Below are 18,070 nucleotides of genomic sequence, written 5' to 3' on the forward strand. Positions count from 1 at the left end.
TACCATTCCGCTTTAGCTCAGTTGGTAGAGCAAATGACTGTTAATCATTGGGTCGCTGGTTCGAGTCCAGCAAGCGGAGCCATATTCTAAAAAGGCCGTATCTTTTGATGCGGCCTTTTTTATTGCGCAAAAATACCTACCTAGCCCACCTAGCTATTGCATATGTCTAAAGGTCTAAAGGTCTAAAGGTCTAAGGCTACAGCTCTTCGCGGCCAATACTCTCGCCTTTGACTCGCCTCACTACGATGCTTATGAGCAAGCTTTTATCTGGGAGCTATAAAAAACACCATAATCATCTAGCGTCATCTAAGTTGACATTATTCCGAATCGATTTGAGAGCAAAGACATACTGCTTCAAGCGTAACTCAATCGCGTGGCGCATATTGAAGCAAATGGGGTATATCTGCTCATCCATTGCTGTCCTTTCTATTGCTGCATCTATTAAATGCAGCGCAGCATCACAAAAACCATTAGCATACTCAGCGTATGATGGGTCTCCATTTTTTCCTACACACGCATTGTACTCTGTCGGCTCACAACCCCGAAAAATATTATTAAATTGCATCATAGCGTCATCCGTTGGTGCTGCATGCGACGATCTGATTTTGGTGAGTTTCAATCAAATCACTTCAAAAAGTTTAAATAGCAGGCGCCTCTTAATTCAAAGAATACCGTGTTTTGATTAGCGCTTATACATTTAGCTCGGTGCTAGATTGTTTTCAATGCTCATAACACTTGATGGTGATTAACTTGATCAATTATCACGACCGTTCATTTTGCTAAACCGAGTGCTGCAGTTTTGGTTGATTTGCGTGCTAGCGGGGCATTTTGGGTGCAAAAAGCACCTTGAACAACTGAAAGGTAAAAGAAGCAGGTCCGCTAAAAATTGTTCCGAATATTGATCAATAGTACACTGTGGCTCGCGTCTAGCACTAAAACGCCACCCATAAATCAGTGTATCCTATGATGTCACGTTTTTTACTTGGAGCTCCTTTGCAGATGAACCTACTATGGGTCGTACTATTGCCGCTTATTGGCACACTAGTACCTTTATTCACTGAGCGTTTTGGGCGCAATATTTGCGCCTTTTGCGTAGCTCTATTACCGGCTTGGTCTTTGATTTTGGTGCTAATGTATGCGCCAGATATTTTTAACGGGCAAGCTATTCGGCAAACAATAGAGTGGATTCCAGCCATTGGATTGGAAGTCTCCTTCCGGCTGGATGGGCTATCGCTGCTGTTTTTATTGTTGATTCTTGGGATTGGGCTACTGGTGATTTTATATGCCCGCTATTACCTATCCCTTAAAGATTCCATGAGTCGCTTTTATGTGTATCTAATGCTTTTTATGGCGGCAATGGTGGGGATTGTTACATCCAACAATTTGATTCAACTCTGGATGTTTTGGGAGCTCACCAGCATTAGCTCGTTTTTGCTGATCAGTTTTTGGTCGCATAAATCAGAGGCGCGTAAAGGCGCGAGAATGGCCTTAACCGTCACAGGAGCCGGCGGACTAGCGCTGCTAGCGGGGCTCTTATTGATTGGCCGCATTGTGGGCAGCTATGATCTTGATACAGTTTTAGCAAGCAGCGATATCATTCACGCTCACGCAGCTTACCCGGTTGCTTTAATTTTGGTGCTTTTAGGAGCATTTACAAAATCGGCGCAATTCCCCTTTCATTTTTGGTTGCCGCATGCCATGGCAGCACCAACACCAGTCAGCGCTTATTTGCACTCGGCCACTATGGTAAAAGCGGGCATTTTTTTAATGGCGCGTTTTTATCCCGTACTAGCCGGTACTGACCTGTGGTTTATTATCGTGAGCTTAACGGGTTTAACCACTTTGTTATTGGGCGCCTATATCGCGCTATTTAAACACGACCTGAAAGGCCTGCTGGCGTACTCAACCATTAGTCACTTGGGCCTCATTACACTGCTACTGGGCTTAAACTCGCCACTGGCCGCGGTTGCGGCTATTTTTCATATTATTAATCATGCGACTTTTAAAGCCTCGTTATTTATGGCGGCCGGCATTATTGATCATGAATCTGGCTCGCGGGATATGCGCCAGCTCAATGGGCTATGGCAGTACATGCCTTATACCGCTACCTTGGCTATCGTAGCTGCACTTGCGATGGCTGGTGTGCCTTTATTGAATGGCTTTTTATCTAAAGAAATGTTTTTTGCCGAAACCCTTAACCAAAGCGTTTTAGGCTCGCTATCTTGGACCATTCCTTTATTAGCTGTGATAGGTGCGGCTTTCTCGGTGGCGTATTCGTTACGCTTTATTCATGATGTGTTTTTTAATGGGCAACCTGTCGATCTCCCTAAAACCCCCCAAGAGCCGCCACGCTATGTCAGAATACCCGTAGAGATTCTTGTGGCACTGTGCTTGTTAGTTGGCATATTCCCAGCCTTTGTGGTGGGTGATCTCTTACATATCGCTTCTTTTGCTGTGCTAGACCACACCGTGCCGGTGCATAATTTAGCAATATGGCATGGCCTTAATTTGCCGTTACTCATGAGCTTCATGGCGATGGTAGGTGGAGTCATTCTTTATTACAATCGCCGCCATCTTTTTGAGTTTCAGTCGCATTTTGATACTACTGACGCAAAGCATATTTTTGAACGCACCATTCAATCCCTTGTAAAAGCAGCCGAAAGCATTACAAACACCTTAGAAAATGGTTCGCTACAGCGATATGTCTTCACCTTGTTATTATGCACGTTAGTTATGGGGGGGTTACCGCTGATTGAGTTGACTCAAAATTCCGGTACACGCGCATCAATTCCACTCGATGGCGTAACAATTGTCTGCGCACTACTCATGATATTCAGCGCTGTTGCGACAGTCATTTGGCATCGCAGACGGTTTTTGGCGCTCATATTTTTGTCTGTAGTGGGATTAATTGTCTCGCTGACTTTTGCTAAATTTTCGGCGCCCGACTTAGCCCTAACGCAACTGTCCGTCGAAATCGTCACCATTATTTTATTGTTGTTGGCGCTATTTTTTTTACCGCAAAGCTCACTCAAAGAATCGAGTAATCGACGTTTGAGCGTTGATTTATTAGTGGCTGGGCTAATTGGTTGTGTGATTGGCACGCTGTGTTATGCCATGCTAACAACACCGTTAAATACTATGTCAGACTTTTTTATTGCCAATAGTAAAACCGGTGGTGGCGGCACCAACGTGGTTAACGTAATACTGGTTGATTTTAGAGGCTTTGATACACTGGGCGAAATCATCGTATTAGGTATCGCTGCATTAGGTATTTTTAAGCTCATTGCCAATATGCGTATCGCCATTCCGGCACGTGATGATAAGGGTCGCGCTTGGAGTAATGACCCGCATCCAATGATGCTAGAGGTAGTATCACAAAGTCTTTTACCCCTAGCATTATTAGTATCGGCTTATATCTTTTTACGGGGGCACAACATGCCCGGTGGCGGTTTTATTGCTGGCCTAATTACATCTGTTGCCATCATTCAGCAGTACATTGCTCATGGTGTGCAATGGATAAAACCGCGCGTCACTATCGATTACCAGTGGATTATTGCCAGTGGGATATTAATTGCAACAGCAACCGGTTTGGGTAGCTGGCTCTTTGGCCAAGCCTTTTTAAGTACGTGGTTTGATTACTTTTCGCTGCCTTGGATTGGTAAATTCGAATTGGCGAGTGCCATGCTATTTGATTTGGGCGTATACCTTACTGTTGTTGGCGCTGTCATGCTCATTTTGGCGAACCTGGGTAAACTAACCACCAGCGAGCGTCTTGATATTCAGGAGAATAATTAATGGAAGTCATATATGCATTTTGCGTAGGCCTATTGGCCGCTTGCGGATTTTTTTTAGTACTAAGAGGCCGAACTTTTATCGTGGTGATGGGATTAACGTTGCTCTCTTATGCTGTAAATTTGTTTCTTTTTGCTAGTGGCCGTTTAACGCTAAATGGTGCCGCCGTGCTTGGGCAGTCGGCGCAGTACAGCGACCCCTTGCCTCAAGCGCTAGTCCTAACGGCCATTGTTATTGGTTTTGCTATGACCGCATTTTTAGTTATTTTAGCCATGCGCTCACGAGCAGACCAAGGCAATGATCATGTCGACGGCCAAATTCCCGTTAGACCGGTATCACCTAGTCTTCTCGACAAAAGGAACGGTTAATGCTGCACCTACCTATTCTTCCTATTTTATTACCAATGCTAGCAGCAGCCCTTATGCTGCTGCCGCCGTTAAGTCAATCAATCACTCGGCAACGCTTGTTTGCCGTGACGATTATGATCACGCTCGTCATTGTATCGGTTTGGCTACTGCTCACATGCCATCAACAAGGCACTCAACTGTATGTACTCGGTGGTTGGCAGCCACCATTTGGCATCGCCTTAGTCGCCGACCGGTTATCGGCATTGATGGTATTATTAACCGCAATACTGGGCCTAGGTGCCCAACTGTATGCGTGTGCTGGTGATGATAAAGAAGGTATGTATTTTCACCCGCTCTTTATGTTTCAAATGCTGGGCGTGAATGGTGCATTTTTAACAGGCGACATCTTTAATCTCTTTGTTTTTTTTGAAGTGCTACTCATCGCATCTTACGCATTGTTAATACACGGTGGCGGTAAACAAAAAACTAAAGCCAATGTACATTATGTTATTTTGAACCTAGTAGGTTCGAGTATTTTTTTATTTGCATTGGGTATTTTATACGGCACTTTAGGCACGCTAAACATTCAAGATATGGCCATGAAAGTGGTTTCATTAAACGAGCAGCAACAGGCCCTGACCAAAGCAGGCGGCTTATTGTTGTTAGTTGTGTTTGGGCTTAAAGCGGCATTATTACCTTTACATTTTTGGCTACCCAAAACCTATGCGGCAACCAGTGCTCCGGTGGCGGCATTATTTGCCATTATGACAAAGATAGGGGTGTACAGTATTTTACGAGTGCATATGACAATTTTTGGCCAGGATGCAGGCGCCCTTGCTCATATGGCTATCCCTTGGTTATGGCCATTAGCACTACTCACGATCGTTATGGGAACGATTGGTGTGCTTGCCAGCCCAGGCTTGCGCTTGAGCATTGCCAACTTGGTTGTTGTTTCGGTGGGTACACTGCTACTGGCAGTTGCCATACAGCGCGAATCGGCCACCTCTGCTGCGTTGTATTACATGATACATTCGACATTTATAACCGGCGCATTATTTTTAATTGCTGACATGATTACTAAACAACGCGGCAAAGCCGAAGATCGTTACGTAATAGCACGCCCCCTACAAAACCCTAAAATACTGGGTATTGCCTTTTTTATTGCCGCTCTGACGGTTGTGGGCATGCCGCCATTTTCGGGCTTTGTGAGTAAAATACTCATCCTGCAAGCCGCCAATAGTATGCGTGAAACGCTATGGGTGTGGCCAATACTTTTATTAATAAGCTTAGTCTTTTTGGTAGCGCTATCACGCGCAGGGACAACTATTTTTTGGCGCGCTGCTGGCGATAATACTCAAGGTAAACCCTTAGCTCCACTTAAATGTATAGCCATTGCACTACTGCTTGGCGCATCACCTGTACTGGTTATATTTGGTGGTCCTATTACTCAATACACGCAACTTACAGCCGCTCAGCTGCATTCAAAAGCACCGCTGCCCAACTCAAAGCTACCCATTAAAAAAGCAAAAGAAATGCCTACAGGACAAAGCCATAATGCAAACTAAACCGCGCTTTCGCTTTTTACCCTCACCGCTACATTCGCTATTATTATTTACCGTTTGGCTTTTACTCAATAACACCTTAGCACCTGGGCATTTAGTGTTAGCGGCGTTTTTCGCCATCACTATTCCGTTACTTACCTCAGGCATGCAAGACCCACATCCTAGATTTCATAGGCCCTTGTTAGCGTTGCGCTATGTACTACGGGTATTGGGTGATATCGTTATTGCTAATTTTGAGGTGGCTATTTTGGTAATACGCCCATCTAAACATTTAAACCCTGCATTTGTTGCCATCCCTCTTAGTATTACCCATGACCTGCCGATTACGTTATTGGCTAGTACAGTTTCTTTAACACCGGGCACCGTCAGTGCAGAAATATCCGAAGATAATAAATGGCTGTACGTACACGTTTTAAATTTAATGGATAAAGACGCGTTAATTACATTAATTAAGCAACGCTACGAAAAGCCACTTATGGAGATTTTTGAATGCTCAATATAGCCATCACTATTGCTGCCGTATTAATGTGTCTATCACTCATGCTGAACTTATGGCGACTATTCAAAGGCCCAAGCCGACCAGACCGCATTCTGGCATTAGATACCATGTACATAAATAGTATTGCACTCATTATTTTATTTGGTATTTTTTCGCGCACCACGCTATATTTTGAAGCTGCATTATTAATTGCTATGCTAGGATTTGTGAGTACTGCGGCAATGTGTAAATATATTTTACGGGGTGATTTAATCGAATAATCTGCTAGCGAATCATTGACTGAGCCTAAGCTATTTTTAACTTTATGCTTTTGTACAGTTTATCCTTGCCTTCTCGCAAGCCCCAACACATGAAGGCTCAAAGCAGTACGCCAGCATATTATGTTGTCAGCTGAGCTGAATAATTACATATTTTTTAAATCGCATCATTTGGGAAACGCTCATGGAATTTTGGGTTGAATTAGTTGCATCAATATTGCTTGTTACTGGAGCCACATTTGCTTTTATTGGCTCTTTAGGTTTGGCAAAATTACCAGACTTTTACACTCGCCTGCATGGCCCCACCAAGGCAACAACTTTAGGCATGGGCTGTTTGCTTATTGCCTCGATGATACTGGTTACCTATTGGCAAGGCTATTTAAGTGTACATGAGTTACTGATTACACTATTTTTATTAATTACCGCTCCGGTGACTGCTTATATGCTTGCCAAAACAGCGATGCATCATAAATTGCAAATACTCGAAAAAACCACAGATAAAACTTTATCAAAACGTGCTGCCGAGCGCATGACCCCGTAGCGTATTAGCTTGTAGATGGCTCTAGTCATTCAACCCAACCTCGAGAGCGCTCATCAAGCGCTCTCATCCTGCATAAAGCATATAATAGATAGACTGTGTCGCAGCACCAAGGTACAGCAATTTACGCGACCCGGACAATGATATATTAGTGCCCAATTTCGGTAGCTCTTAATCGTTACCGCTAGACAAGCGCCCAAACTACAAGAGTGCTACATGGCATTGAATGTAAGTCCAATCACCTCAGCCTTCACCTAAAAAACCGCCGCTCTGACGCGACCAGAGCTGCGCATACAAACCGTTATTCGCCAATAGCTCTTGATGAGTGCCCTGCTCAACAATTTGACCTTTATCTAAAACAATTAAACGATCGAGTGCTGCGATCGTAGACAGTCGATGCGCGATGGCGATGACGCTTTTGCCTGCCATTAGCTCAATAAGGTTATTTTGAATATCGGCCTCAACTTCGCTATCGAGTGCAGAAGTTGCTTCATCTAAAATTAAAATGGGTGCATTTTTAAGGAGTACACGCGCAATCGCAATACGCTGGCGCTGACCACCACTGAGTTTAACGCCGCGCTCGCCGACATGGGCATCAAACCCTGTGCGGCCTTGACCATCACTTAAGCCTTGAATAAAGTCATACGCTTGCGCTTTTTTAGCAGCGGCAACTACCTGCTCCATTGTCGCATTAGGCTGCCCATAGGCAATGTTATCGTAAACTGAGCGGTGCATAAGAGAAGAGTCTTGCGTCACCATACCAATATTAGCGCGTAAGCTATCTTGGGTAACATCGCGAATATCTTGTTCATCAATTAAAATTTGACCGCCTTTTATATCGTAAAAGCGTAACAGTAAATTCACCAATGTTGACTTACCGGCACCCGAACGCCCAACTAAGCCAATTTTTTCGCCAGGCTGAATCGCTAAATTAAATTGACTAATCACACCACCTTTCTCGCCATAGTCAAAATTCATCGCATTAAACGTGATGGCACCACTGTTACACTGTAGTACTTTAGCATCGGCTTTATCTTCGATGGCCAAAGGCTGGCTGAGTGTATTTATACCATCTTGCACCGTGCCTATGTTTTCAAATAGGCCACTCACCTCCCACATAATCCACTGACTCATACCGTATAATCGCAAAATGACACCCACCGCCGCTGCAACAACACCCGCAGTAATAAAACTTAACGACCATAAGTAAAGACATAACGCCGAAACCGATACAATCAATAAGGCATTAAGCGTCCATACGCAGGTTTTAAGCAACACAGCTAAGCGCATTTGCGGGTACACTGTTTTCAAGAAATCATCCATGCTCTCACGGGCATACTCCGCTTCACGGCGGGCGTGACTGAATAATTTAACGGTATTAATATTGGTATAGGTATCGACTAAGCGACCTGTCATTTCGCTACGGGCATTAGCCTGTCGCATAGATACCGCCTTTAAGCGTGGTAAAAAAAACTTAAGCACGCCAATATAAGCCACCAACCAAACAAGAAAAGGTATCACCAAACGTACATCTAAGCTAGCAACCATTAATAAAATGCCGCCAAAGAATATAATAATATATAAAAATACATCCAATAGTTTCACGACGGTTTCACGTACCGCTAATGCAGTTTGCATTACCTTAGTCGCAATACGCCCTGCAAACTCATCCTGATAAAATTCCATACTTTGGCGCAATAAATAATTATGAGCCTTCCAGCGTATCGCCATAGGGTAATTGCCAAACACTCCTTGATGTAAAATAACACCATGTAAAAATACGCATAAAGGTAGCGCAAAAAGTACAATACCCGCCATAATGAATAAATCATGCGCATGGACTGCCCATAACTCTTGTGGCGTATAACTATTTAACCAATCGACAAGCAACCCCAGCATGCGAAACAGCGACACCTCCATCAAGGCCACACATACACTAAAAAAGGCCATAGCCCCTAAGAGCATGCCGTAACCGCGTGTAAAATACAGGCAAAAAGCGACAAACTGACTAGGTGGCTGCTTAGAGCTATTGCTACTAAAAGGCTGGGTGATACGCTCAACAAAAGAAAACATTTAAATAAATACAACCATTTTGAAATTACATTTCTAATAAAAAAGTCACAGGACCATCGTTAACAAGACTCACTTGCATGTCGGCTGCAAAAATACCCGACGCCACCTTGTTATGTTCAGCACGCAGCATTATGACAAAGCTATTAAATAAACTTTTGGCTACATGAGGTAAAGCGGCCACCGAAAAGCCAGGCCTTAAACCTTTATGAGTGTCTGCGGCTAAGGTAAATTGCGAGACTGCCAATACGCCACCTTCGATTTCTTTAACACTAAGGTTCATTTTTCCTTCGGCATCACTAAAAATACGATAATTAAGCACTTTTTGACACATACGCTCAAGCGTATGCTCAGTATCCCCTTTTTCTAAACCAATCAACAATAATAAACCTTGCCCTATTTTACCAACACACTCACCTGCTACATCAACCTCTGCCTGAGTGACACGCTGTATTAATACTTTCATAAAATGCCCTTTTTGATGATTTACGTGCTAGTTTTTATTCATAACACAATCAAGATCGAACTTGTTGAGCGGTCAGCCAATCTATAGCACCAGGTGAATTAATCCACAATAAACGGTTATGCATCACATACAACGCCGCTTCATTTTCATCTCCCAAACCATAATACTCTGGCGGCTTTTTAGGTAATGCCATTTTACCCACTAGCATAAGAGCGATAAATTCATTGGACTCAACGGCTTCCTTTAAACCTATAGCCGCTTTAGGGCTATCACCATATTTAATAAATAATGCCAACGCTTTTGTAAATAACATCATTGCACCAGCATCATCTTTAAATTGCTCAATGAGTTTTAAAGCATCATCGGCCCGGCGTAATTCCAGATACAGGTCGGCCAACAAATAGCGTGCGCCTAGATTATCTTCTTTACATAGGCTTAAACTTTTTTCATAACACTCAACGGCTTTTTCTCGCTGCATAGCGACTTTATATACTTCGGCCAAAGCCGTTAATGTACGCATATAAGTGCGCGTTTCTATCAACCCCCAAAAATACCCTTTATTGTCAACAAAAAAGTCTTCGCCAAGGGCTTTCTCGGCATATTTCAATAACGCCTCTACATTTTTAATTCGCTCAGATTTATTCCCCATCATGACACTAGGCAATAAATCATCAATGCAATCATTAATGTCGGCTTCATCGGTTAATGTAGCAAAATAACCGTGAATATTACCTATAGGTGCACTCGAATCAATACGATGATACTCTTCTTGATGATCATAATCCGAGGTTGTCTGCGTGAGCATTTGCGAAGATAGTGTAATATCGCGAATTAATTTAGGCAGGTCGCTACGCAAGCGTACCAACAAATCAATGCAGCCAGCTTCATTGATTTTGCATTCATTGAGCTCGCTAAAAAAATCAATGGCGAAATCTTTATCTAATAAAGGGTATACATTTTCACCAATACGAGCCAGTAAATAGGAAGAATTTTCATCTTCAACTAAATCTCCGTCTTCTATCATGACCTCAACAATACGACAAGCCATATGCACACCGCTTGCCCACTGAAATAACTTATTTGATTTTTTGTAATTTGCTGACAAGCTTGACTTATCGACACTACAACCTGCCGAAAACCTAAAGCGCTCCATCAGAATATCGTTACTTAGCTGCAGCGCATAAGCACCAAGCAATGCATTTTCATCTTTATTTAATGCGTTTTCGGGTAAGTCTAAAAAAGCTTCATAGCGGCTATGCTCGCGAAATAAATCAAGCCAAACCAAACCCAAGACAAAGCCTTTAAAGTATTCAATATCCCAACCGTGCTTTTTTAGTAAAACACCGACTTGTCGAACCAATGTTGGCTTAGCGGCCATGCTTAATCCTTAATAAAAAAATATATATGTATAAACAGATAATATTTATACTATTGTTATGAATATAGAAATTGTATGTACTGCTGTGCAGCATCACTCCACAAAAAGCGCTGCTGACTCGCTTTTTTAACCATTGTAGCGTGCTTAGTGGGATGCTTTTTGTAGTTTGTCAACGCTAACGCAAAAGTGGAAATTAAATTTTCTGATTGCTCTTGAATGGTGTCACCTTTAAAGCTGTAGCCTGTAACACCATTAATCACTGTATCTCTTAAGCCACCCACCGAATGGACCAAACAAGGCTGCCCGGCACGCATTGCAAGCATTTGACTAATACCGCAAGGCTCAAAAGAGCTCGGCATTAAAAATAAGTCTCCAGAATTATAAAGCAGATCAGAGACCGCTGTGGAGTACCCCTGCAAATAAATAAAGTTTTGATGACTCCCTGCCATTGCGAGCAATTGCTGTTGTTGCACTTCATTACCAGAGCCTAGAAATACAAACATACCTTTATCGCCAAGTTCATCGAGTAGGTGCTGCAAAACTGTGCGCCCATCAGTATGTCGCTCAAATAATAGACGTACTTTTTGGCTCGTAATACGGCCTACAGAGGTCACTAAAATACCTCTATCTTTTTTAGCGCTCCATCGCTGTAAGCGCTGCTGGGCAATCCAATGGCAGCTTTGCATGAGTGTCGCGCTTGAGGCCCAAACCATTAATGCATCCTCGAGCGCTGGTATCAAGCGTGTTTTAGGTACTTTAGTGTAGGTTGCGTTTTGTGGATACTCACAACCATTAAGCACTCCGACTAAGCGACCTTGCTCACGCGCCATAATAAGATCATTTTCTAGCCCTTCACCACCGTACACTCCTTGGGGTACATTGCTTCTACGAGTAATTTCTTGCGCGTAGGTTGGCGATACCGCATGAACTTTATTCGCTAGATTAATCCCTGCGCGCATAGGGTTGATGCAGTGTACCGCGCGAGTATCACAAATTAAATGCGGGCTATAGTGCAAATGAGGAAACCACGCTTCGAAAGAAGAGTCATCACCTTTAAAAGGGCGCACACCCTGTAAAGATAAATTATGAATAGTGTAAGTCGTATGTATAGCTTTTAAGCTGATTAGGCTTGGGTCGTATTCACGTAATACTAATAATAACGCGGCATGCCAGTCATGCAAATGCACCACATCCAGCTCACCAAAACCACCACTAGCAATAATTTGCCCAACCGCTGCACAAAAAAAGGCATATTTAGAGGCATCAGTGGCAAAAGGGCGATCGCCTGCATCGTTGCAATACACACTACCATCGCCACGAGGGGCAAATCGCGGATTACCCAAAGCCCAATAAGTGACGTTATTATGTCGATGGTTAATAGGCTCCAGTTGATACAATGCTACGCGTTCGGTCTGATTAGCAAACTGCAACTGAAAATGGCCACGCAATTGCGCCGATGGCATCACAGCAAAATGACCATAATCCGGTAATACCACTTGTAGCTGGCAACCTTGCTCAGCAAGCGCTAAAGGAATATCTCGTACCACATCACCAATACCACCTACTTTTGCATGGGGTAAGGCGTCGTTTTCCGCCGCCACCATTAAAATACGCTTGCTCACAGACCTTGGCCCTCCGATTAACTGCATTGTAAATTTATTTATCGCGGCTGTGCCTAGCACTTAAACCCGTATTATTTTTTATGGCTAAAGCAGCGCCATACGCAGCCTAGAACCATAGCATAAATTCACCCTTCGCCAGAATAGCCAAGCCAGCTTAACTCATCGCAGGTATAGACATAAATTGTTGAAACAGGGACCAACTGTTATTATCTGCTTCTCGATTTCAATTATTTTGCCTTAGGTTTTTTATGTCTCTTGCCTCTCAAGTGCTGGCCGTCAATGACGACCTGCCCATCAAAACTTCCAGCCGCGTACATAGCGGTAAAGTGCGCTCAGTGTATTGGTTGGATACACAAGAAAGCCGTCGCTTAATTACCGAGAAAGGCTATGCGCTACACCCAGATACGCCGCTAGCAGTTATGGTAATTAGCGACCGTATTTCAGCCTTTGACTGCATTTGGCAAGGCGAAGAAGGTTTGGCGGGTGTGCCAGGCAAAGGCGCCGCACTCAACGCTATTGCTAATCATTGGTTTAAAACCTTCAAAGAGCAAGGCCTAGCCAATAGTCATATCGTTGATATTCCGCACCCTTTTGTGTGGATTGTACAAAAGGCAACCCCCGTCATGATCGAAGCCATTTGCCGACAATATATTACCGGAAGCATGTGGCGCGCCTACGCCCAAGGCGAACGAGATTTTTGCGGTATCACACTGCCAGAGGGCTTACAAAAAGATCAAAAATTACCCGAACTACTCATGACACCCTCAACAAAAGGGATTTTAAAAGGAATACCCGGTATCCCCGAGGCTGATGACGTTAACATTACACGCAAAAATATAGAAGATAACTTTCAAGCCTTTAATTTTAAGCGCTATAGCGATATTGCCAAATACGAGCACTTATTAAAACAAGGCTTTGATGTCATAGGACAACAACTGGCTAATCTTAATCAAATTTTTGTCGATACCAAATTTGAGTTTGGCTATGTCAAAAATCAAGACGGCGAAGATGAACTGATCTATATGGATGAGGTAGGCACGCCCGACTCCTCACGTATCTGGGAAGGCAGTGCTTATGCTAAAGGGAACATTGTAGAGCGTAGTAAAGAATCATTCCGTCAATTTTTATTAAACCACTTCCCCGATCCAGATATTTTACTGAATAAAAACCGAATGCCTGAACGTATCGCATTAGCCAAACATAATCTTTTACCGACTCAAACCATCATGGATATTTCTCGCACTTATTTAGACATCGCCGAGAAAATCATTGGTCAGACTATCGTGTTACCCAGCAATCCTAAGGCTGAGATTATTGATATTCTAAACAGCCAATATCAGCTAATACAATAACAAATAACTATTTAGCCAAACTGATGGATTATTTTCTGGGTATTTAAACGTCGGAGCGATTAAATACCCAGCATGGATGTATGGGGGTAAACTTTGCACCTTTAATAAGGATATGCAAGATCAGACTTTGCAAAAGCACAAAGTTGCAGATAGCTTGAGCGCTCCAGATAATGATTCATTAGTGCCAAATTTCGGCAGCTATGAGCAGTTACTAAAAAAGCTCACTTAGGCGAGCTTTTTTATCACGGATATTTTATTTAAGTAGCTGTCTAGCACCGCCACGCTGGCCTAACATTTCAGGTGTTACCAATACCACACCTTTAGCCGTAACACGAAAGCCATTGGCTTTATCTTGCTCATGATCATAGCCAATCACCATATTTTCTGGAATAACACATTGACGGTCAATAATTGCTTTTTTGATTTTTGCGCCGCGATGAATTTCTACTTCGGGCAAAATCACAGACTCTTCTATGTCAGCATATGAATGCACATGAACATCCGAAAACAATAAGGATTTCTTAAGCTTGCCACCCGATATAATGCAGCCACCGCTAACCATAGAATCTACAGCATAGCCACGACGATCTTCATCATCAAATACAAATTTAGCCGGTGGTAACTGTGTTTGATATGTCCAGATAGGCCATTGGTGATTGTACAGATTTAGCGCCGGCGTAGGCGAAATCAACTCCATGTTAGCGGCCCAAAACGAATCGAGCGTGCCCACATCACGCCAGTAAGCGCGGCCACCGTCATTACTCCTAAAGCGATATGCAAAAACATCAGCATGGTTGATAATTGACGGGATGATATCTTTACCAAAATCATGCTCTGAATTTTCTTCATTAGAATCTTTTTCGAGTAGATCCAACAAAAACTCAGTATCAAAAATATAATTCCCCATCGAGGCTAAACACTGCGTGGCATCTTCTGGAATTGGTGTTGGCTTTTCGGGTTTTTCTTCAAAACCTAATACGCGGTCTTTATCATCAACCGACATCACACCAAACGCTCCTGCAGCCTCCTCAATAGGAAATTCAATGCAAGACACTGTAAGCTGAGCTTCATTTTCGACATGGTACGCCAGCATGTTACCGTAATCCATTTGGTAAACATGATCGCCAGAAAGTACCATAACGTACTTACAACCGGAGGCTCGAATAATATCGGTATTTTGATAGAGTGCATCAGCTGTCCCTTGATACCAGTTTGGGGAGTTGCGCTGTGACGCAGGAAGCACATCAACATATTCACCTAATTCGCGCTTAAAATGACTCCAGCCTACCTGAATATGGCGAATTAGCGAATGAGCCTTATATTGTGTTAGCACACCAATTTTACGAATTCCTGAGTTCACACAATTTGACAATGGGAAATCAATAATTCTAAATTTACCGCCAAAATACAGTGCCGGTTTTGCTCGCCAATCGGTAAGCTCGTACAAGCGACTACCACGGCCACCAGCCAATACTAATGCCAAGGTGTCTTTCGTTAACCGGCTTACATAACGCGGGTTTGGGTGTTCCATGTTTACTCCAAATGAAATCGTTTTAATTAATTATTGTTGAATACTATTTTTATGAGCCGGCCTAGCCTAGATACTGGTATGCTTTATAAGCTCCCTTTAATTGACCGAGGAATCAATTATATTCAGCGTTGAGCTGGACCCTGTTAAACCTGAATTCACGCTTTCGTTTAAGGCTTTAACTTAAAGCTTCCAAATATCGTTTGCATACTCTGTAATGGTACGATCACTCGAAAAACGCCCGCTAGCAGCTGTATTGAAAATACTTTTTTTCACCCATAATTCGCGATTTTGATAACATTCGATCGCTCGCTGCTGCTCATCGATATAACCCCTAAAATCAGCCGCGACCATCCAAGGGTCATGAGGGTTGCGAATTGAATTCACAATAGGGTCAAATAAATTTGATTCGAACAAGCTAAAGTGCCCACACTCTAGTAGCTGCATAACACGAGATAAGTCAACATCGCTCTCAATAATTTGATTTGGCGTACAAGCAACTCGATGCGCAGAAATTTCTTCTACTTTCAAACCAAATAAAAAGAAATTGGAAGCTCCTACAGCCTCCAATATTTCAATATTTGCACCATCATAAGTACCAATAGTTAAAGCGCCGTTCATCATGAATTTCATATTGCCGGTGCCTGAAGCCTCTTTACCCGCTGTGGAAATCTGCTCAGATAAATCGGCAGCTGGTGCAATAACCTCCATTGCAGATACACAATAATTGGGCAAAAATACAACCTGTAATAACGATGCGACATTTGGGTCAGAGTTCACGACTGACGCCACATTATTGGCAAGCTTAATTATTAATTTGGCCAAGTAATAGCCCGGTGCAGCCTTTCCACCAATGAGCACACAGCGCGGCTGTAAGCCTTGCGTGTCGCCTCTTGCTATACGATCATACAAATGAATAACATGCATAATATTCAGCAATTGGCGTTTATATTCATGTATTCGCTTTACCTGCACATCAAACAGACTATCCGGATTAAAAGTAACACCTGTATTCGATTTAACAAGATCAGATAAACGCGCTTTATTTTGACGTTTTATGTTAGCCCATTGCTGCGTAAACGATTGATCATTTACACAAGCACGTAGCGCTTCTAACTGAGATAGATCTTTTTGCCATGCATCACCAATCGACTGAGTGATCAAATCTGCCAGACTTGGGTTACAATGAGAGAGCCATCTACGCGGTGTCACGCCATTCGTTTTATTATTAAACTTATGAGGCCAGAGTTCATAAAAATCTCTAAAAAGATCCTCCTTGAGAAGCCTAGAATGCAATACTGCAACGCCATTCACACTAAAGCTACCCACAATACCTAAGTAAGCCATACGCACCATAGGCTCGTCACCTTCTTCGATCAGTGACATCCTTCGCTGGCGCTCAGTATCGCCAGGCCAGCGCTGCGCAACCTGAACTAAAAAGCGTGCATTAATTTCATAAATAATTTCGAGTAGCCTAGGCAGCAAGGCACTGAACAAGTGTACCGACCAACGTTCTAGCGCTTCGGGTAATAAAGTATGGTTTGTGTATGCCATCGTATTATTCGTTATCGCCCACGCGGCATCCCACTCTAGTCGATGCTCATCCATTAATAGGCGCATTAACTCTGCAATAGCAATCGTCGGATGAGTATCATTTAACTGAAAACAGTTTTTATCCGCAAAATGAGCAAAGCCTCCACAATGCTCCAAGTGCTGCTCTATAACATCTTGCAAGCTGGCCGATGCTAAAAAGTATTGCTGCCTTAAACGTAACTCTTTGCCATTTTCACTGGCATCGTTAGGATATAACACCATCGTAATTTGTTCGGCTAAGTTTTTTTCAGCTACTGCCTCAGCATAATCACCAGCATTAAATTCATTGAGATTAAATTCATCTGTTGCAGTCGCCTTCCAGAGCCGTAAGGTATTGACAGTTTGGGTATTGTAGCCGGGAATAGGCATATCGTAGGCCAGCGCATAAATATCGCTAGTATCGACCCAGCGCATATGGCGAGCACCCAGATCGTCTGTATAAGACTCTGTACGACCATGAAACTGAATACGCCGGCGATGATCTGGGCGCTCCAACTCCCAAGGATTACCATCTCTTAACCAGTGATCAGGAGACTCTATTTGCCGCCCTGATTCGAGTGATTGATGAAACATACCGTATTCATAACGAATACCGTAGCCCATTACAGGGTAATTAAGTGTCGCACAACTATCTAAAAAACACGCGGCTAAACGCCCTAAACCACCATTACCTAAGCCAGCATCAATTTCTTCGGTTTCCAGATCTTCTAGCGTGCAACCGTAGCTGTGTAATGCCTGCTCGACCTCGGCTTGCGCGCCTATATTCTTGATCGCATTACTCAGGCTGCGACCTAATAAAAATTCTAACGATAAATAATAAACACGCTTAGGCTGAGCCGCATTTTCTTGTTCGCGCGTGACACGCCAGCGCTCCATTAAACGATCACGAACAGTCAAAGCCAAAGCTTTTAATAGATAAGGCGTTTTAACTCGGCTATCAAAACGTCCTAATGTAAAGTTATAGTGCCGCTGTAGATCACAAGCAATATCGGTATTATTCAGTGAGGGTTTTGCGCCTTTATTTTTCATTTATCTACCTTAATTATTGAGTCAATAAAGGCGCACA

Annotated in this window: 14 protein-coding genes and 1 tRNA gene; 8 read left to right on the forward strand and 7 right to left on the reverse strand. The window is 43.1% G+C overall.

Annotation, left to right across the window (positions count from 1 at the left end; genetic code table 11):
* Positions 1 to 6: 6 nt before the first annotated feature.
* A tRNA-Asn gene (locus tag AC438_RS02090) sits at positions 7 to 82 on the forward strand.
* Positions 83 to 292: 210 nt separating this feature from the next.
* Here the strand turns inward: AC438_RS02090 and AC438_RS02095 are convergent.
* Complete coding sequence (locus tag AC438_RS02095) at positions 293 to 568, reverse strand: hypothetical protein (RefSeq protein ID WP_053979626.1); 276 nt, start codon at positions 566 to 568, stop codon at positions 293 to 295.
* A 395-nt stretch (positions 569 to 963) separates the two neighbouring features.
* On the opposite strand from AC438_RS02095, the gene AC438_RS02100 reads away from it, so the two are divergent.
* The 6 genes from AC438_RS02100 (at position 964) to AC438_RS02125 (ending at position 6,998) form a co-directional block, all read left to right on the forward strand.
* Positions 964 to 3,795: a monovalent cation/H+ antiporter subunit A gene (locus tag AC438_RS02100; protein ID WP_238376299.1), complete on the forward strand. Its 2,832-nt coding sequence runs from the start codon at positions 964 to 966 to the stop codon at positions 3,793 to 3,795.
* Positions 3,795 to 4,160, forward strand: a complete 366-nt coding sequence (locus AC438_RS02105) for a Na+/H+ antiporter subunit C (protein WP_053979628.1) — start codon at positions 3,795 to 3,797, stop codon at positions 4,158 to 4,160. Before AC438_RS02100 ends, AC438_RS02105 begins: the two co-directional genes overlap by 1 nt.
* Positions 4,160 to 5,704 carry a monovalent cation/H+ antiporter subunit D gene (locus tag AC438_RS02110; protein ID WP_053979629.1) on the forward strand — a complete coding sequence of 515 codons (1,545 nt, stop codon included), beginning with the start codon at positions 4,160 to 4,162 and terminating at the stop codon, positions 5,702 to 5,704. Before AC438_RS02105 ends, AC438_RS02110 begins: the two co-directional genes overlap by 1 nt.
* Entirely contained in the window at positions 5,694 to 6,203 is a 510-nt protein-coding gene (locus AC438_RS02115) for a Na+/H+ antiporter subunit E (RefSeq protein WP_053979630.1), read from the forward strand. Before AC438_RS02110 ends, AC438_RS02115 begins: the two co-directional genes overlap by 11 nt.
* Entirely contained in the window at positions 6,191 to 6,460 is a 270-nt protein-coding gene (locus tag AC438_RS02120; protein WP_053979631.1) for a K+/H+ antiporter subunit F, read from the forward strand. Before AC438_RS02115 ends, AC438_RS02120 begins: the two co-directional genes overlap by 13 nt.
* 181 nt (positions 6,461 to 6,641) lie before the next feature.
* The gene (locus AC438_RS02125; RefSeq protein ID WP_053979632.1) at positions 6,642 to 6,998 is read left to right on the forward strand and encodes a Na+/H+ antiporter subunit G; all 357 of its coding nucleotides are present in this window, start codon (positions 6,642 to 6,644) and stop codon (positions 6,996 to 6,998) included.
* Between the two features lie 240 nt (positions 6,999 to 7,238).
* On the opposite strand, the gene AC438_RS02130 is transcribed toward AC438_RS02125, so the two are convergent.
* Genes AC438_RS02130 through AC438_RS02145 form a run of 4 tightly spaced genes read right to left on the reverse strand, consistent with a single transcriptional unit; the run spans position 7,239 to position 12,531 of the window.
* Positions 7,239 to 9,068, reverse strand: coding sequence for an ABC transporter ATP-binding protein (locus AC438_RS02130; protein WP_053979633.1), 1,830 nt, complete (start codon positions 9,066 to 9,068; stop codon positions 7,239 to 7,241).
* A gap of 25 nt (positions 9,069 to 9,093) precedes the next feature.
* Complete coding sequence (gene dtd, locus AC438_RS02135; RefSeq protein ID WP_053979634.1) at positions 9,094 to 9,531, reverse strand: D-aminoacyl-tRNA deacylase; 438 nt, start codon at positions 9,529 to 9,531, stop codon at positions 9,094 to 9,096.
* A gap of 49 nt (positions 9,532 to 9,580) precedes the next feature.
* On the reverse strand, positions 9,581 to 10,909 hold the full coding sequence (locus AC438_RS02140; RefSeq protein ID WP_053979635.1) for a tetratricopeptide repeat protein: 1,329 nt from the start codon (positions 10,907 to 10,909) through the stop codon (positions 9,581 to 9,583).
* 56 nt (positions 10,910 to 10,965) lie between these two features.
* Complete coding sequence (locus AC438_RS02145; RefSeq protein WP_053979636.1) at positions 10,966 to 12,531, reverse strand: glycogen synthase; 1,566 nt, start codon at positions 12,529 to 12,531, stop codon at positions 10,966 to 10,968.
* A 248-nt stretch (positions 12,532 to 12,779) separates the two neighbouring features.
* Here AC438_RS02145 and AC438_RS02150 point away from each other — a divergent pair, with 248 nt between their 5' ends.
* Positions 12,780 to 13,883: a phosphoribosylaminoimidazolesuccinocarboxamide synthase gene (locus AC438_RS02150; protein WP_053979637.1), complete on the forward strand. Its 1,104-nt coding sequence runs from the start codon at positions 12,780 to 12,782 to the stop codon at positions 13,881 to 13,883.
* Between the two features lie 253 nt (positions 13,884 to 14,136).
* Here the strand turns inward: AC438_RS02150 and glgC are convergent, their stop codons facing one another.
* Together glgC and AC438_RS02160 are read right to left on the reverse strand one after the other, a co-directional pair.
* Positions 14,137 to 15,414 (reverse strand): glucose-1-phosphate adenylyltransferase, encoded by a 1,278-nt coding sequence (glgC, locus tag AC438_RS02155; RefSeq protein WP_053979638.1) that lies wholly within the window; start codon positions 15,412 to 15,414, stop codon positions 14,137 to 14,139.
* Between the two features lie 180 nt (positions 15,415 to 15,594).
* Entirely contained in the window at positions 15,595 to 18,033 is a 2,439-nt protein-coding gene (locus tag AC438_RS02160; RefSeq protein ID WP_053979639.1) for a glycogen/starch/alpha-glucan phosphorylase, read from the reverse strand.
* Between the last annotated feature and the right edge of the window lie 37 nt (positions 18,034 to 18,070).

This window comes from Marinagarivorans algicola (assembly GCF_001292705.1).
In the GTDB taxonomy this organism is placed as follows: Bacteria; Pseudomonadota; Gammaproteobacteria; order Pseudomonadales; family Cellvibrionaceae; genus Marinagarivorans; species Marinagarivorans algicola.

Bases quoted from the DNA above. Each gene is read 5' to 3' on its own strand.
- glgC (WP_053979638.1), bottom strand. From the start codon at position 15,414: ATGGAACACCCAAACCCGCGTTATGTAAGCCGGTTAACGAAAGACACC.
- AC438_RS02110 (WP_053979629.1), top strand. From the start codon at position 4,160: ATGCTGCACCTACCTATTCTTCCTATTTTATTACCAATGCTAGCAGCA.
- AC438_RS02100 (WP_238376299.1), top strand. From the start codon at position 964: ATGATGTCACGTTTTTTACTTGGAGCTCCTTTGCAGATGAACCTACTA.
- AC438_RS02150 (WP_053979637.1), top strand. From the start codon at position 12,780: ATGTCTCTTGCCTCTCAAGTGCTGGCCGTCAATGACGACCTGCCCATC.
- AC438_RS02125 (WP_053979632.1), top strand. From the start codon at position 6,642: ATGGAATTTTGGGTTGAATTAGTTGCATCAATATTGCTTGTTACTGGA.
- AC438_RS02140 (WP_053979635.1), bottom strand. From the start codon at position 10,909: ATGGCCGCTAAGCCAACATTGGTTCGACAAGTCGGTGTTTTACTAAAA.
- AC438_RS02115 (WP_053979630.1), top strand. From the start codon at position 5,694: ATGCAAACTAAACCGCGCTTTCGCTTTTTACCCTCACCGCTACATTCG.
- AC438_RS02105 (WP_053979628.1), top strand. From the start codon at position 3,795: ATGGAAGTCATATATGCATTTTGCGTAGGCCTATTGGCCGCTTGCGGA.
- AC438_RS02130 (WP_053979633.1), bottom strand. From the start codon at position 9,068: ATGTTTTCTTTTGTTGAGCGTATCACCCAGCCTTTTAGTAGCAATAGC.
- AC438_RS02160 (WP_053979639.1), bottom strand. From the start codon at position 18,033: ATGAAAAATAAAGGCGCAAAACCCTCACTGAATAATACCGATATTGCT.
- AC438_RS02120 (WP_053979631.1), top strand. From the start codon at position 6,191: ATGCTCAATATAGCCATCACTATTGCTGCCGTATTAATGTGTCTATCA.
- AC438_RS02095 (WP_053979626.1), bottom strand. From the start codon at position 568: ATGATGCAATTTAATAATATTTTTCGGGGTTGTGAGCCGACAGAGTAC.
- dtd (WP_053979634.1), bottom strand. From the start codon at position 9,531: ATGAAAGTATTAATACAGCGTGTCACTCAGGCAGAGGTTGATGTAGCA.